The following is a 14,160-nucleotide window of genomic DNA, read 5'->3' as shown; positions in this document are numbered from 1 at the left end:
CGTCACGGGGGTCGGGAGGGCGGCCCGGCACCGACGACCACGGCACAGCACGACGATCAGATCAGCTGACCATCCGACTAATAGCACACCTCGAAAACTGGGAGCAGAGATGAACAGCAGGACCCGTATCACCCTCGCCGCCGGCGTCCTCGTCGCGGCCCTCGGCCTCGGCGCCACCGTCCCGGCCTCCGCGGGGACCCCGCGCAGCGTCAGCGGCAAGACCTCCGACAACATCACCCGCATCGCCAACTTCTACGGTGCCTACATCGACGCGGTGCTCGACGAGGATCGGGGCGATCTCGGAGCGGCCCTGCGCGACCACTACCTCAGCGCCGGCTTCCAGAAGGAACTGGCGAACTGGGAGGAGAAGAACCAGGCTGACGGCGTCCTGCGCGCCCAGAACGTGCCGCTCGCCTGGAAGGTCACCGACAACGGCACCACCGACCACACGGAGGCCGTGATCACCCTGACCTGGGGCATGTCGCGCCCGACCACGCTGGTCGTCGACATGACCCGCGACAGCCACAAGATCTTCCACATCGGGGAGAAGGGCGTCGGCGGGAAGTGACGAGCGGGGTCGTCGGTGCCGTGGCTCTGCCATGAGCAGCGCCTAGGAGGACAGCGCCTAGGAGGACGCAGTGCCGTGGACGTGGAGACCTTCGAGGAGGTCTTCCCGCGGCACTGCGTCCTCCGTGGTCCTCGCCCCGTGCAGCGCGCCAGTCACCGGACTGTCCTGCGCGGCGTCCTACCCCTTCGGACGGCGTAGGTCAGCTCGTCCATAGAGCCGTTGGCCTGCGTCGCTCACACGGAGCGAGTGCGAACCCGACATGGAACTCCCCCTGCCCGGGACCGACTTCGCCGACCGCGTCAAAGCCGTCCTGGCTGCGACCTCAAGCGGGCCGGAGAGGGACGACGCCCGTGGATCAACCGTCGCCAAGACCTCCAAGACCTGATCCGGCAGGCCGCACCCCGATGACCAGAGCCGGACGCGGCGAGCGCATGCCGTCGACTCGGCGCCCCCGGACGGGAAAGCCGCTCAGCGAATCGCCTGCCGCGTGTCGAAGAGTCCTCCGTACGGGTCATTGCCAGGCCGGCCATCCTGACCGAACCCGCTGGCAAGCTGACGACTCCGACGGCCTTACCGTCTCGGCCCGCCCCCCAAGACAACTAAATGCAAAAGGCCAAAGGGTGACCGACCAGCAGCGCCGGACGATCGCGGCTGGTGACCGAGGCCACTTCGGTTATGGATTGAACGTTAAACAATCTCGGCTAATGTTGTCCTGGCGAGGGGCGCCGGAGAGTCCGATCGGGCGGTACGGCGGTCGGGGCGGGCGCCTCTCAACAGGTCATATGCGGCCCGGGAAGGGTGTCGGCGCACGGCTGCCGGAGCCTCCCGGGGGTGTGTGCCGTAATTATGTATTGATCAATCCAGAAAGGGACTGTCATGGAACTGCACCTCAAGGGCAAGGTCGCCGTCGTCACCGGAGCCAGCAAGGGCATCGGCCTGGCCGTCGTCGAGGGCCTGATACGCGAAGGCGCCAAGGTCGTGGCGGGCAGCCGCAACTCCAGCCCCGAACTGGACGCCCTGGCCGTCGCGCACGACGTGACCGTGGTGTCCGTCGACCTGTCCACCGCGGAGGGCCCGGAGACCCTGGTGCGTACCGCCGTGGAGCGGCAAGGCCGGATCGACATCCTGGTCAACAACGTCGGCGCTGCCGATCCGCGCGAGTCGTTCCTCAAGGTGACCGACGAGGACTGGCAGAAGGTCTTCGGACTGACCTTCTTCAGTGCCGTCCGCACCACCCGCGCGGCCCTGCCGCATCTGCTCGCCGCCGAAGGAGCGTCGATCGTCAACATCAGCTCCATCAACGCCCGGCTGCCCTTCCCGATGGTCGTGGACTACTCGGCGGCCAAGGCGGCGCTGACCAACCTGAACAAAACGCTGTCCGAGGAGTTCGCCCCGCAGGGCGTGCGGGTCAACGCCGTCTCCCCGGGCCCGGTCCGCACCCCCTTCTGGACCGCGCCGGGCGGCTTCGCCGACGCCACCGCCGCGGCCGCCGGCACCACCGCCCAGGAAGCGCTCGACGTGGTCGTGCCGCAGAGCATGGGCATCGCTTCCGGCCGGATCACCGAGGCGCACGAGGTCGCCGACCTCACCCTCTTCCTGGCCTCCTCGCTGGCGGGCAACATCACCGGAGCCGAGATCGTCATCGACGGCGGACAGATCAAGACCCTCTGACCCCTCCCCGGGCACCCGTGCATCCCGCCCGGATGCCGTGACGGCCACACGGCCGAGCGACTGCCGGGCGAGACGGCGGTGAAGGGAGGAACGGGACCCGGCCGCGCCCGATCGCGCACAACGAGCCGAACGGTGTCAGTCGGTGACGAACCGTCAGTCGGTCACAGGCACCTCGGCCGAGCGACGCATCCACGGTCTCGCGCCATGCGAGCAACATCGGAACCCCGAAAGGACGCCAGGTGAGCGACTCTGGACCGCCGCTACCCATGCGGGTGACCGTCCTGGCAGAAGACAGGCTGACTGGGCAGGGCGTGGAAGCACATATCGCCGCTGACCACCGCGTGCACGTGCTGCCGGTCGGCGCTGAGGAAAGTCCGGACGTTCTGCTGGTCATCACGGCCGAGCTGGAGGAGAAGACGTTCACGGCGCTGAGGCGCTACTACCCGGATGACCCCGCGGCGGCACCTCGGCTCGTCCTGGTGGCCGGCAAACCGACCGCCCAGCAACTCGTCCGGGTGGTCAAGCTGGGACTCGTGGCCTTCATGTCCCGCGAGAGGACCACCCTGGCGGACATCACCGAGATGCTGTGCGCGGTGGCCCGCGGCGCCGCGTCGCTGCCGCAGTCGCTGCTCGGTTCACTGCTGGAACAGATCCGTACCCGGCAGGGCGACGGCCGGAGCGTCGGCACCGAGGACGAGTCGTCGTCCTTCACCGCCAGGGAGCTCGCGATACTACGGCAACTGGCCGCGGGCTTGAGCACCACGGAGATCGCCGCCGCTCTGCACTACTCGGAGCGAACTGTCAAATACGTCATCCATGAGGTGATCGCGCGGCACGGTCTACGCAACAGGGTCCACGCCGTCGCCTACGCGCTGCGCCAGGGCCTGCTCTGACGGGCCCGGCCATCGGTTCACCGGCGCCGAACCGGGCTCGGCGGAACCCGGGGCGCGACGTCCAGGCCCGGTCGAGCCGCCGCACGGTCCGGCGGCGGCTCCGGTGTGAATCCGACGACGGAGTTGCCGCAGTGCGTAGTGCTGCCGGGATTTGACGGTGCCCGCCGGGACCCCGAGAATCCTCGCGGTCTCCTGCACGGTCTTGTCGTTCAGGTAAGTGTGGACCAGGACCTCCTGATGCTCCCGCGAGAGCTGCCGCAGCAGGACCGCGGCGTCGACCGAGGCCAGCACCGTGTCAGCATGGTCGCTCTGGAGCAGGCCCTGATGCTCCGCGCCCGGGGACTCATGACGGAAGCAGGCGCTGCGGACCCGGTCGATGGCCAGGTTGCGGGCCACGGTGAGCAGCCAGCCCCGTATCGAGCCTTCGTGGGTGCACAGCCGTTCCGAGTGGCGCCAGGCGCGTATCAGGGTCTCCTGCACGATGTCCTCCGCCATGTGACGGTCGCGAAGCATGCGCTCGACGTAGGCGAGCAGTGGCTTGGTGTGGTCGTCCACCAGCACCTGCAGAAGGTGCTCGCAACGTGCTCCCGAAGGCTCGGCCGGAGCAACTGCGCAAGTCATGTCAATCCCAATGAGGCCAGGTCCTGCCCTACGGAGCCGCTCGCACGGCCGACGCCGGCCGCATGACGGCCGGGCGCGTGCGGGACCGCCGAAGGACGGGGCAGAGGCGGTGCGCCGGCCGAACCGCGCTCTGGGTTCGTTGCCGACGGGCACGACGTATTTCGTGCCTGCTAGGGCGAAGTTCCTGTCGGAAGCGACGCGTTCGGTGATCGTAGGCAGCCACCACCGCCGGAAAACTGACGAGATTCTGACCACGCGCATGCCGAGGAGACGAGGGGCGCGCCGGGCCGGTGCTCCTGGTCCGGCTCACCCCGTCGTCCGCACGCCTTCGGGTGATACACGGTCCCGCGTCGCGGCAGGGTTCAGTCGTGTTCCGCGAGCCCGTCGCCGACCCACCGGCACCAGGGTGGCACCGGTTGTGGTGGCTGCCTCACGCGTAGGCGGGCTGTGCCGGGGCGGGTGTCCGGGCCGGTCGGGCCCAGTGCGTCGGTCCCGGTGTGTCGGGCCCTGGTGGTGGTCCCGACGGTGGTGCGGACGGGGTCCGTGCTGGCGGGTGTGACGGCGGCCGTGCTGTCGGACGTGCGGTCAGGTCGTCGATGTGTACGGCCCAGGCCGCGGCGTCGTCGACCGCCGGGACCTTGTGGGCGTGACCGCCTGCGAGGGCGATTGCTCCCGTCCGGTGAATCATGACCACCACGGTTCCAGCTCCGGCATGGACGTGCCGGAGCCCACCGTCATCGACGGCGTGCCGCCCCATGATGCGGGCGGGGGCGCGGGCGCTTCCTTCTGAGGTGCGGTGCTGTGCGGTCGTGGCGGGTGGGGTGACGGCGTCCGGCAACTCGGTGCTGTCATGTGCTCCGCGTGCGTCGCGGACCCCGGCCCGTGGTCCGCGGGGACCGGTGCGCGGGACCTCGCATGCCGGGCGCGGTTGTGCCGGTATGCGCGGGTGCCGGATGTCAGAGCGTCTTGATCTGGCCGCCGTCGACGACGGTCTCCGTTCCCGTGATGTTGGCGGCGACAGGGGAGACGAGGAAAAGGGTGAGGTCGGCGACCTCGTGCGCCTCGGTGATCCGGCCGGTGGTGATCCCCATGCTCTGCGGTACGACCACGTCGATCGCTTTCTCGGCGGTGACGCCGGCGCTCGCGGCGGTGGCGTCGGCGAAGCCGCCCGGCGCGGTCCAGAAGGGGGTGCGGACCGGGCCGGGGGCGATGGCGTTGACCCGGACGCCCTGCGGCGCGAACTCCTCGGACAGGGATTTGTTGAGGTTGGTCAGCGCGGCCTTGGCCGCCGAGTAGTCGACCACCATGGGGAAGGGCAGCCGGGCGTTGATCGAGCTGATGTTCACGATCGCCGCGCCGCCCGCCGCGATCAGGTGGGGGAGGGCCGCGCGGCTGGTGCGTACGGCGCTGAAGAACGTGAGATCGAAGATCCGCTGCCAGTCGGCGTCGCTGACGTCGAGGAACGACTCCCGGGGCTCGGCCGCGCCGACGTTGTTGACGAGGACGTCGATGCGTCCGTAGCGCTCCACGGCCTGCTGGACCAGCAACTCGGCCCCTGACGCGGTGGACAGGTCGACCGGTACGAAGGTGACATCGTGTCCGGCTGCCAGGGCGTCCAGTTCGGGCGTGGAAGTACGACTGCCGGCCACGACCTTGACGCCCTGCCCGGCGAGTCTCTCGACCACGGCCAGGCCGATCCCCTTGCTGGCTCCGGTGACGACGGCGACCTTGCCCTTGAGGTGCAGTTCCATGGCGGTCCCTTTTTTGGAGCGGTCGATACGAAATCAGGGTAGGGCGCACCGGGGACGGGGGCATGGTGGCAGGCGGTGAGCGGTCCGGTGGCGGTCAGTCCAGTGCGCGCATCGCCGTGGTGAGGGCGTCCTCGACGAACTCCCTGCCCACCTTCGCCTGGCCCACGATCCGTATCCCCTGGATGAACGTGGTCAGGAACCGGGCCAGCTCTCGCGGATCCTTCTCGGGCGAGATCTCACTCCGCGCCTGCGCCTGCTCCAGGGCGCCGGCGATGATCGACTCGACGTGCCTGATGGCCGAGTTGACGTGGTCCCCGGCCGCGGGCAGGTCACCGCACCGCGTGGCGCTGTTGACCACGAGGCAGCCGCGCGTGGGGTCGGCCAGGTCCATCTCGACCAGTGAGGTGAGCAGTCTGCGGACGGTCGGCCGGATCTCCGGCGCCCCGTCGAGGATCTTCTCCAGATCGGCGTGCTGCATGGAGACGTAGCGTTCCAGGGAGCGGAGGTAGAGCTGCTCCTTCGAGCCGAAAGCCGCGTAGAAGCTGCCGCTGCCTATCGACAGCTCCTTCAACAGGTCCTGCAGGGACGTCTCGGCATAGCCGCGGCGCCAGAACAGGTCCATGGCGCGGTCCACCGCCTGGTCGATGTCGAACTCCCTGGTGCGAGCCATGGCGTCAGAGTAGCGCCCTTTATGGAATAGTCAATCAATATCGTCGGTCTCGCTCACCGGCGCCGTCTCAGCGGGTGAGGACGTGCTTCAGCGCTGTCCGGCCACGGCTGTGCGGTATCCGGTGCGACGGGCACAAGACTGCCTGACGGGTCATACGCGCAGTCCGTGAGGGCACGATCGGCTGAACACGCTTGCCGGGCCGCGGTCGTCGCTGCGAGGCTCGCGGTGCCGGCCCGGTGGCCCGGGGAGCAACGGGCCTGGACCGCCGCGGGAAGCCGATCCGGATCGATCAGCCACTCCGAAAATAGAATCGACCGGACATGCGTTTTCAGATTCTCGGCCCCGTCCGGGTCTGGCAGGCGACCAGCGACCTCGAACTGGGCCCTCCCAAGCAGCGGGCCCTGCTGGCGCTGCTGCTGGCCCATGCCGGTCAACCGGTGCCCCTGCACGGGATCGTGGACTCGCTGTGGCGCGAGGACCCCCCGGCCACCGCAGTCAACGTGGTCCACCGCCATGTCGCCGCGCTGCGCAGGCTCCTCGAACCCGGTCTGCGCTCCGGAACCGCCTCCAGCCGTCTGGTCCGCGCCTCGGGCGGCTACGGCCTGAACGTCTCCGGGGACGAACTGGACCTGCTGCGGTTCCGCGCCCTGCGCGAGGACGCGCACCGCTGTGCGCAGCAGGGCGACCAGATCAAGGCTGTGGAACTGCTCGTCGAGGCACTCGACCTGTGGCGCGGCCCTGCCGCGTCCGGCACTTTCCCCGAGGTGCGCGCCCTGCCGGTCTTCACGGCCATCGACGACGAGCACGTCGTGGCCGTGAAGGCCGCCGCCGCGTACGTCCCCCCGGCAGGCGCCGCGCTCACCGAACGCGTCCTGGTCACCCTGCGCCAGGCCGCGTCCCACCATCCCTTCGACGAGGCGCTCCAGGCCCGGCTCATCGAGGTTCTCGCCGCCGCGGGCCGCCAGGCCGAGGCGCTGGAGACGTACCAGGTCGTCCGGGCGCGCATCGCCGAGGAGATCGGCCTGGAACCCGGTCCCGAACTGCGCGAGGCACAGCGCGGTGCCCTGGAGCAGTCGTATCGGCCACAGCCGGCCGCGCTCGCGACGAACACCTCGCGCCCCGCCCCGGCCGCCGCCGCGGACCGGGTGTGTCCCGCGCAACTTCCCCGGGAGCTGGGCGCCTTCACCGGCCGGGGCGCCGAGCTGGAGCGTCTCGACAGCCTGGTGCCCGGTCCCGGCGAGCCCGCGCACACGGTCGTGCTCAGCGGCATGGCCGGCGTCGGCAAGACCACCCTGGCCGTGCACTGGGCCAACCGTCTCGCTCCCCGTTTCCCGGACGGGCAGGTCTACGTCGATCTGCGCGGCTTCCACCTGAGCGGGGCGACGATGAGCGCGGCGGAGGCGCTGCGCGCCCTGCTGGACGCCTTCGGCGTGCCCGTGGGTGACATCCCCGCGGAACTGCACGCGCAGGCCGCGACGTACCGGGGGCTCCTGGCCGGGCGGCGCGTCCTCATCGTGCTTGACAACGCCCGAGACTCCGAGCAGGTGCGCCCGCTGCTGCCTGTCCCACACGGCTGCCTGGCCGTCGTCACCAGCCGCCACCAGCTCCAGGGACTCATGGCCGTCGAGGGCGCCGATTCGGTCACCCTGAGTCCGCTCGACGAGAGCGAGGCCCGCGCACTGCTCGGCCGCCGGCTCGGCGCCCAGCGGGTCGAGCGCGAGGAGCAGGCGGTCGCGGAGATCATCAGTCTCTGTGAGCGGCTTCCGCTGGCACTGGCGATCGTGAGTGCCCGAGCGGCACTCAACCCGGGCTACCCGCTGGCCGCCATCGCCGAGGAGCTGCGGGCGAGCCACGGCAGCCTCGACGCCTTCACCGGGGAGCCGCCGCTCGCCGACGCACGCTGCGTCTTCTCCTGGTCGTACCAGGCCCTCACACCGGAGGCAGCCCGGCTCTTCCGCCTGCTGGCCCTGCATCCCGGCCCCGACTGCTCGGTGGCCGCCGCGGCCAGCCTGACCGCCACCCGCCCCCGGCAGACGCGGGCCCATCTGACCGAACTGGTCAGAGCCCACCAGCTGTTCGAGAACGAGCCAGGACGGTTCTCCTTCCACAGCTTGCTGCGCGCCTACGCCGCAGAACTCGTCGAGGAAATCGACACCGACGACGAGGCGGCCGCGGCGACCACCCGCGTGCTCGATCACTACCTGCACAGCGCCCACGCCGCGGAGACCGTCCTCGCACCGCACCGCGAACGCATCACCCCGCGCCGCCATGCGGTCCACACCCTGCCCGAACGGTTCCCCGACCAGCGGGCCGCGGCCGACTGGTTCGACCGCGAACGGCCGGTGCTGCTGGCCGCCGTGGAACGGGACGGCCGCCGCGGTGACGGAACCTTCAGCTGGCAACTGGCCGCGGTCCTCGAGCTCTACCTGGACCGCAACGGGCGCTGGCAGCAGCAGCGGACGGTGCAGACCACCGCCATCACCGCGGCGCAGCGCGGCGGCGACCTGCTGGGCCAGGCGCACGGCCACCGGGCTCTCGGCTTCGCCCTCAGCCGGCTCGAACAGTGGGAGGGCGCGGACGAACACCTGGAGCGGGCACTGCACTTGTCCGAGGAACTCGGCGACACCCGCGGACAAGCCCGCGTCCACCGCTACGGGGCGTTCGTGGCGAACCGGCACGGCCGGCACGCCGACGCTCTCGACCACTACTGGCTGGCCCTGCGGCTGTACCGCTCGGCCGGGCACCTCAACGGCGAGGCCAGTGTGCACAACGAGGTGGGCTGGACGTATCTGCTGATGGGTGAGTACGACAAGGCGATCGACGAGTGCAGCCGTTCACTCGCGATCCACCGGCAGACCGGCGACCCCAACGGCGAGGCCGCCGCGTGGGACAGCCTGGGCGTCACCCGGCACCAACTGGGCCACCACGAGCGGGCCCTCGACAGCTTCCGGCACGCGCTGGAGCTGTACCGCCGGATCCGGGACTCCTACCTTGAGGCCGACACCCTCGTCCACATCGCCGACACCCACCTGGCCCTGGGCCGGAAGGACAGCGCGGGCCGGACACTGCGGCAGGCCCTGGACATCCTGGAGCACATCGGTCACCCCTCCGCCGAGGGCGTCCGCGCGAGGCTCCTCGAAATCGGCTGAGGCCTCCGGCGGGGCGGCTCCGTGCACCCTGCGGGGGCACTGTGACGCAGTGCCTGCCCCGCACGGACGGGTCCGGCCGACGGACGCTGCACGGCAGGCCTGCGGGACCGACCGTCCGCCCGGTGCGTCCCGCTTCAGGAATCCGTCAGCTTCCGGCTGCGGCGGATGCCTGTGATTCCGGCACGTGTCGGTTCCCCGGTGAGGAACTCCGCCGAAGCGGGCGGCACGACAGGCGTCGTGCCCGTCGGCCGTGAACCGCCACCTCCGGTCCGGCCGGCGCACCGGCTGTCCCGTCCTCCGGCGATCCCGCACACCCTCCCGGCCGTCTGCCGCGGCTGTGATCGCCCGTGCGAGCAACAACGGGGCGTGCCGTACATGACGCGTCTTCACCAGGCAAGGATGGCGGCGTCTTTCTGGACCTCCCGGTGCGAACTCCGCCCCTATGTGCCGAGACCTGCCTCAGGGGCTCTCGGACGATTGCCGGGACAGGCCGGTGTCAGGTATCACCTGCACCTATGCGATCTTCCCTCAGAAGTTCACTCGGCCTCGGTGTCGCCCTCACCGTCGCGAGCGGACTCCTCAGCGCTGTGCCCACCGAGGCCTCAGCGTCCTCGCACGATCCCGAACAACGGGTCATCGTGCAGTTGGCGGCTGCTTCGGCGGCGGCCTCCCGTGGCCGGCTGACCCCTTCCGACACGGCCGCGATCGGCGAACGGCGCCAAGAGATAGCCGCCGAGCAGAAGCAGTTCCTGCGGACGGCCACGGACGCCGGCGTGCATCCTCGCGTCATCCGCCGCCTCCAACTCCTCACGGACGCCGTCGCCATGAGCGTCCCGGCGAGTGAGGTGAAGCGACTGTCCGATCTTCCCGCGGTCGCCTCCGTCGTGCCGGACACGGTGGTGCGTACGCAGAGCGGCGACAGTGTCCCGTTCGTCGGCGCACCCGGGGCGTGGGGACAGAAGACACCGAGCGGCGCGGCGGACGGCACCGGCGTCACCATCGCCGTCATAGATTCCGGCATCGACTACACGCACCCCGACCTCGGCGGCGGCTTCGGACCTGGCCACAAGGTCGTCGCCGGGCACGACTTCGTCAACAACGACGTCGATCCCATGGACGACAACGGCCACGGCACCCACGTCGCAGGCATCGCCGCTGCCCGCGCCGCCGAGCCGGGCGGCATCACCGGCATCGCGCCCGGCGCCACCCTGACCGCCTACAAGGTCGTCGACGACAGCGGGTCTGGATTCACCTCCGACATCATCGCCGGAATCGAGGCGGCCACCGATCCCGCCAATCCGAACCGCGCCGACGTGATCAACATGAGCCTCGGGGCGCCGGGCGACGGAACGGACCCGCTGAGCCAGGCCGCGAAGGCCGCCGTCCGTGCCGGCGCGGTCGTCGTGGCCGCGGCGGGCAACGACGGCCCGAACGGCTGGACGGTCAACAGCCCGGCCGCCGCGGACGGGGTCATCGCAGTCGGCGCGTCGACCACCGATCTGTCGATGCCGAGCCTCTACACCAGCGGCGCCGAGCCACAATTGCTCCAGTCCTACCGTGGCGCCCTCTCGGCCAATCCGCCGAAGAAGCCGGTCACCGCCGCCGTGGTGGACATCGGCGCGGGCGGCCCGGACGACTGGCGGCGCGCAGGGGACGTACATGGCAGGATGGTCCTCACCTCGACGTATGTCCCGTCAAGGACAGGTGAGTTGACGGCTGATCAACTCTCGCTGAGCCGGGAGGCGGAAAAGCGTGGCGCGGTCGCGCTGATCGGCGGCCCCGGTGGAGGCGACTCCCCGCAGGCCGTCCCGTCCGAGCCGGGCGTGGCATCCGTCTCGCCCAGCGCCGCGTCCGTACTGGAGTCCGGTGACTCCCTGCGCATGGACTCGCTGGTGACGCTCGGCACGGACGAGTTCCAGTACGCCACCCTGCGACAGTGGCTGGCCAAGGGCCGGTTGAGGCTGACGCTGCGGGGCACGGACGCCACCGACCAGATCGCCTCGTTCTCCTCACGTGGTCCCACGCCCCGCTTCGGCCTCAAGCCCGATGTCGTGGCACCGGGCGTGGAGATCCGTTCCACCGTCCCCAGCGCGCTGTGGAAGCCGGGCCAGTACCGGATGTCCGGTACGTCGATGGCGGCACCGCACGTGGCGGGCGCGGCCGCGCTCCTGCGGCAGCTGCACCCTCGGCAGTCCCCCGGACAGATCAGGTCCGAGCTCGTCGGAACCGCCCGTCATCTGGGTGACCTGCCGGTGACGACGCAGGGCTCCGGCCGTCTCGACGTCGCGGCCGCCGCTCGCAGTGAGCTGACGACCTCGCCCGCGACCGTCTCCTTCGGCCTGGCGGATCTGTCGCGGACCACGGTGCGTGCCACCACGACAGTGAGGCTCACCAACACCGGGAACCGCAGCCTGAGGGCATCGCTGACCGCCACCGGGCCCGCGCGGGTCAGCCCGGCCCGTGTCGCCCTCCCGGCGCGGGGGACGAGGCAGGTGACGGTGACCCTGACGGCGGCCCGGCCCGCCGCGGACACCGAACTGGACGGAGCCGTGGTGGTGAAGCCGGAGCGCGGTCCCCAGATCTCCGTGCCGTACCTCCTGCCGGTCCTTCACCTGAACACGCAGGCCTCTCCCGATCCGAGCGAAGGGCACACCGTCGTGTACGTCGACAGCCCGACGGACCTCAAGGCGCCGCCGACGGTGACGGTCACCTCGCCGCACGGGACGTCTCACACGTACACCGCTGTCTTCGACCACGACCACTGGTACAGCCGCGCGCTGAAGGTGTCCGACGCGGGTGTCCACCGCGTCGAGACGCGAGCGACGACGGCCGACGGACAGGTCCTGGTCGGGACCGACTCGTTCGAGGTCACCGCGCCCGCGCCGGGCGCCGGACGCTGGCGGCCCGTGGGCCCCAGCAGCGAGTCGGGGAGGCTGACCCAGATCCCCGGCCGGCCCGGTCAGGCGGTGCTGGTGCAGGTCGGCAAGGCCGCCGTGTGGTTCACCGCCGACAACGGCAGGACCTGGAGCGAGCGGGGCCGGCTGCCGGTCGCCTCCGTCGACGGCCATGGCAGGATGATCGTCGACGCCCACGACCCGAACCGCTGGTGGTACGCCGTCGACGACTCGCTCCTGAACCGGACGTGGATACTGCGGACGGACGACCAGGGACTGAGCTGGCGACTGCTGGACACCACCACCGGCCTGCTCCAGGCGTTCGTGGCGGATGCCACGACGCGGACGCTGGTCGCGGTGTCCGAACACGGCTGGCAGGTCAGCACGGACGGCGGCGCCTCGTGGCAGCGGTCGTCCACCGACATCGGCGACTTCGTGTCATCCGCCGCGGTCGACGGTGACGACCTGTACCTGTCCACCGCCGACGCTGTGTGGGTGCGCTCCGGCATGACCTCGGGCCTCCTCGGTCCCCCGCGCAAGCTCTACCAGGGCACGCTGATAGGGAACGTCGTCGCCGACGCGGGCACCGTCGCCGCGTACGTCGTCGACCGGGGAGTGGTGGTCTCCTCCGACCGGGGAGCCACCTGGGACCTGACCCTCAAGCTTCCCTACACGGGCAACGGCGTCAACGCCGATCACGGTGACCTCCTCATCAGCGCGGGCAGTGACAACGCCGCCTACACCAGCCACGACCACGGCAAAACCTGGACGGACTTCCCGCTCCCCACACGAAAGACGGTGCTGGACGACTACGACCACTGGCCCGACGGCTCCATCACGGTCTCGTCCGACGGCGACGGCCTCTACCGCAGTGCGGCGGACGGCAGCGGCTCCCACCGCATCGGGGTCCAGGGAGCGTCCGTCAACGCCCTGGCGGTGGGCGGAGGCAATCTGCTGGCCGCGACCAAGACGGGCATCTTCCACACCGCGTTGCCCGTGTCGTCCCCCGAGTGGGGTCCTTCCGACGCGCCGGGTGCCTTCGACAGCGTCGTCACCCAGGTGACTTCGGGCGGGAAGGGTTCCAGGGTCGCCTGGAAGGTGGTCAATTCCTCCGTCATAGGCAAGTTCCACGTCGAGCGGAGCGACGACGGCGGCCGTACCTGGCAGGAGCGGGGGACCTACTCCGGCTCCCCGCTGGCCCTGCTGGCCGACCCCGCGGACGCCGACCGGGTCTACGTCTCCTTCTCCCAATTCGACAAGGCCGGCCTCTACACCACCGACGACGGTGGCGCGTCGTGGCGCGTGCTCTACCAGAGCCTCGGCTACAGAGCCCTGGCAGCCGACCCGGCGAAGTCCGGCCGTCTGTGGCTGGGCGGTCCCGACGGACTGTTCCGCTCCGACGACGGGGGCGCCACGGTCACCAAGGTGGCCGACGGCCTGGTCTCGGCGATCGAACTCGACGGCAGGCGTCTGCTTGTCGGCGGCAACGGCATCCGGCTCAGCACCGACGCGGGCCGCACCTTCCGTACCGCCGACACCGGCGGGCTTCCCACCCGTGTCATGGATCTCCAGCGAGTGGGCCGGACGCTGTACGCCGCCTCCGGCCGCTACTCCTCCAGCGGGCTGCTGAAGAACGGCCGGGGCGTGCTGCGCAGCACGGACGGCGGAGTCACCTGGGACAACATCTCGCGTGGGCTGGAGTGCACCGACGTCACCAGCCTCGCCGCCGATCCGGCCGGCAGGGCGTTGTACGTCGGGACCGTCAACGGCGGGGTGCACCGTCTGGACCTGCGGCACCAGGGCACGGTGCGGACCGGGTGACGAGACACGCAGGCCGCGTCCGTCCTGGCCGCTGATCGGGGCCCGACCCGGCCGACAGCCGGGTCGGGCCCTTGCTCGTCCCTGACGGCGCCCGGTCGGACCGGCCCCGTCACTGTTCGTCC

General features: G+C 70.6%; 9 protein-coding genes. 6 read left to right on the top strand and 3 right to left on the bottom strand.

Annotation, left to right across the window (positions count from 1 at the left end):
- Window positions 1–109 precede the first annotated feature (109 nt).
- The 4 genes from ACFWN1_RS25180 (at window position 110) to ACFWN1_RS25165 (ending at window position 3,132) form a co-directional block, all read left to right on the top strand.
- A complete protein-coding gene (locus tag ACFWN1_RS25180) occupies window positions 110–568 on the top strand; it encodes a hypothetical protein (RefSeq protein ID WP_384366160.1) in 459 nt (152 codons plus the stop codon).
- A 259-nt stretch (window positions 569–827) separates the two neighbouring features.
- Complete coding sequence (locus tag ACFWN1_RS25175) at window positions 828–953, top strand: hypothetical protein (RefSeq protein ID WP_384366157.1); 126 nt, start codon at window positions 828–830, stop codon at window positions 951–953.
- A gap of 491 nt (window positions 954–1,444) precedes the next feature.
- Complete coding sequence (locus tag ACFWN1_RS25170; RefSeq protein WP_384366154.1) at window positions 1,445–2,239, top strand: SDR family NAD(P)-dependent oxidoreductase; 795 nt, start codon at window positions 1,445–1,447, stop codon at window positions 2,237–2,239.
- A 239-nt stretch (window positions 2,240–2,478) separates the two neighbouring features.
- Window positions 2,479–3,132: a response regulator transcription factor gene (locus ACFWN1_RS25165; RefSeq protein ID WP_384366150.1), complete on the top strand. Its 654-nt coding sequence runs from the start codon at window positions 2,479–2,481 to the stop codon at window positions 3,130–3,132.
- Here the strand turns inward: ACFWN1_RS25165 and ACFWN1_RS25160 are convergent.
- From ACFWN1_RS25160 to ACFWN1_RS25150, 3 genes are all read right to left on the bottom strand, one after another.
- Window positions 3,079–3,693 carry a sigma-70 family RNA polymerase sigma factor gene (locus ACFWN1_RS25160; protein WP_384366147.1) on the bottom strand — a complete coding sequence of 205 codons (615 nt, stop codon included), beginning with the start codon at window positions 3,691–3,693 and terminating at the stop codon, window positions 3,079–3,081. The genes ACFWN1_RS25165 and ACFWN1_RS25160 overlap by 54 nt on opposite strands.
- 1,016 nt (window positions 3,694–4,709) lie before the next feature.
- A complete protein-coding gene (locus ACFWN1_RS25155) occupies window positions 4,710–5,504 on the bottom strand; it encodes an oxidoreductase (RefSeq protein ID WP_384366144.1) in 795 nt (264 codons plus the stop codon).
- A 94-nt stretch (window positions 5,505–5,598) separates the two neighbouring features.
- Window positions 5,599–6,174 carry a TetR/AcrR family transcriptional regulator gene (locus tag ACFWN1_RS25150; protein WP_384366141.1) on the bottom strand — a complete coding sequence of 192 codons (576 nt, stop codon included), beginning with the start codon at window positions 6,172–6,174 and terminating at the stop codon, window positions 5,599–5,601.
- A 320-nt stretch (window positions 6,175–6,494) separates the two neighbouring features.
- On the opposite strand from ACFWN1_RS25150, the gene ACFWN1_RS25145 reads away from it, so the two are divergent.
- Window positions 6,495–9,323: a BTAD domain-containing putative transcriptional regulator gene (locus ACFWN1_RS25145; protein ID WP_384366138.1), complete on the top strand. Its 2,829-nt coding sequence runs from the start codon at window positions 6,495–6,497 to the stop codon at window positions 9,321–9,323.
- Window positions 9,324–9,838: 515 nt separating this feature from the next.
- A complete protein-coding gene (locus ACFWN1_RS25140; protein ID WP_384366135.1) occupies window positions 9,839–14,038 on the top strand; it encodes a S8 family serine peptidase in 4,200 nt (1,399 codons plus the stop codon).
- Window positions 14,039–14,160 lie beyond the last annotated feature (122 nt).

Source organism: Streptomyces sp. NPDC058459 (genome assembly GCF_042721685.1).
Lineage (GTDB): Bacteria > Actinomycetota > Actinomycetes > Streptomycetales > Streptomycetaceae > Streptomyces.
The sequence above is the reverse complement of the archived record's forward strand: the minus strand, read 5'-3'. Positions and strand labels throughout refer to the sequence as shown.

Coding starts and splice junctions, on each gene's coding strand:
- ACFWN1_RS25140 (WP_384366135.1), top strand. CDS start 9,839: ATGCGATCTTCCCTCAGAAGTTCACTCGGCCTCGGTGTCGCCCTCACC.
- ACFWN1_RS25145 (WP_384366138.1), top strand. CDS start 6,495: ATGCGTTTTCAGATTCTCGGCCCCGTCCGGGTCTGGCAGGCGACCAGC.
- ACFWN1_RS25170 (WP_384366154.1), top strand. CDS start 1,445: ATGGAACTGCACCTCAAGGGCAAGGTCGCCGTCGTCACCGGAGCCAGC.
- ACFWN1_RS25175 (WP_384366157.1), top strand. CDS start 828: ATGGAACTCCCCCTGCCCGGGACCGACTTCGCCGACCGCGTCAAAGCC.
- ACFWN1_RS25180 (WP_384366160.1), top strand. CDS start 110: ATGAACAGCAGGACCCGTATCACCCTCGCCGCCGGCGTCCTCGTCGCG.
- ACFWN1_RS25155 (WP_384366144.1), bottom strand. CDS start 5,504: ATGGAACTGCACCTCAAGGGCAAGGTCGCCGTCGTCACCGGAGCCAGC.
- ACFWN1_RS25150 (WP_384366141.1), bottom strand. CDS start 6,174: ATGGCTCGCACCAGGGAGTTCGACATCGACCAGGCGGTGGACCGCGCC.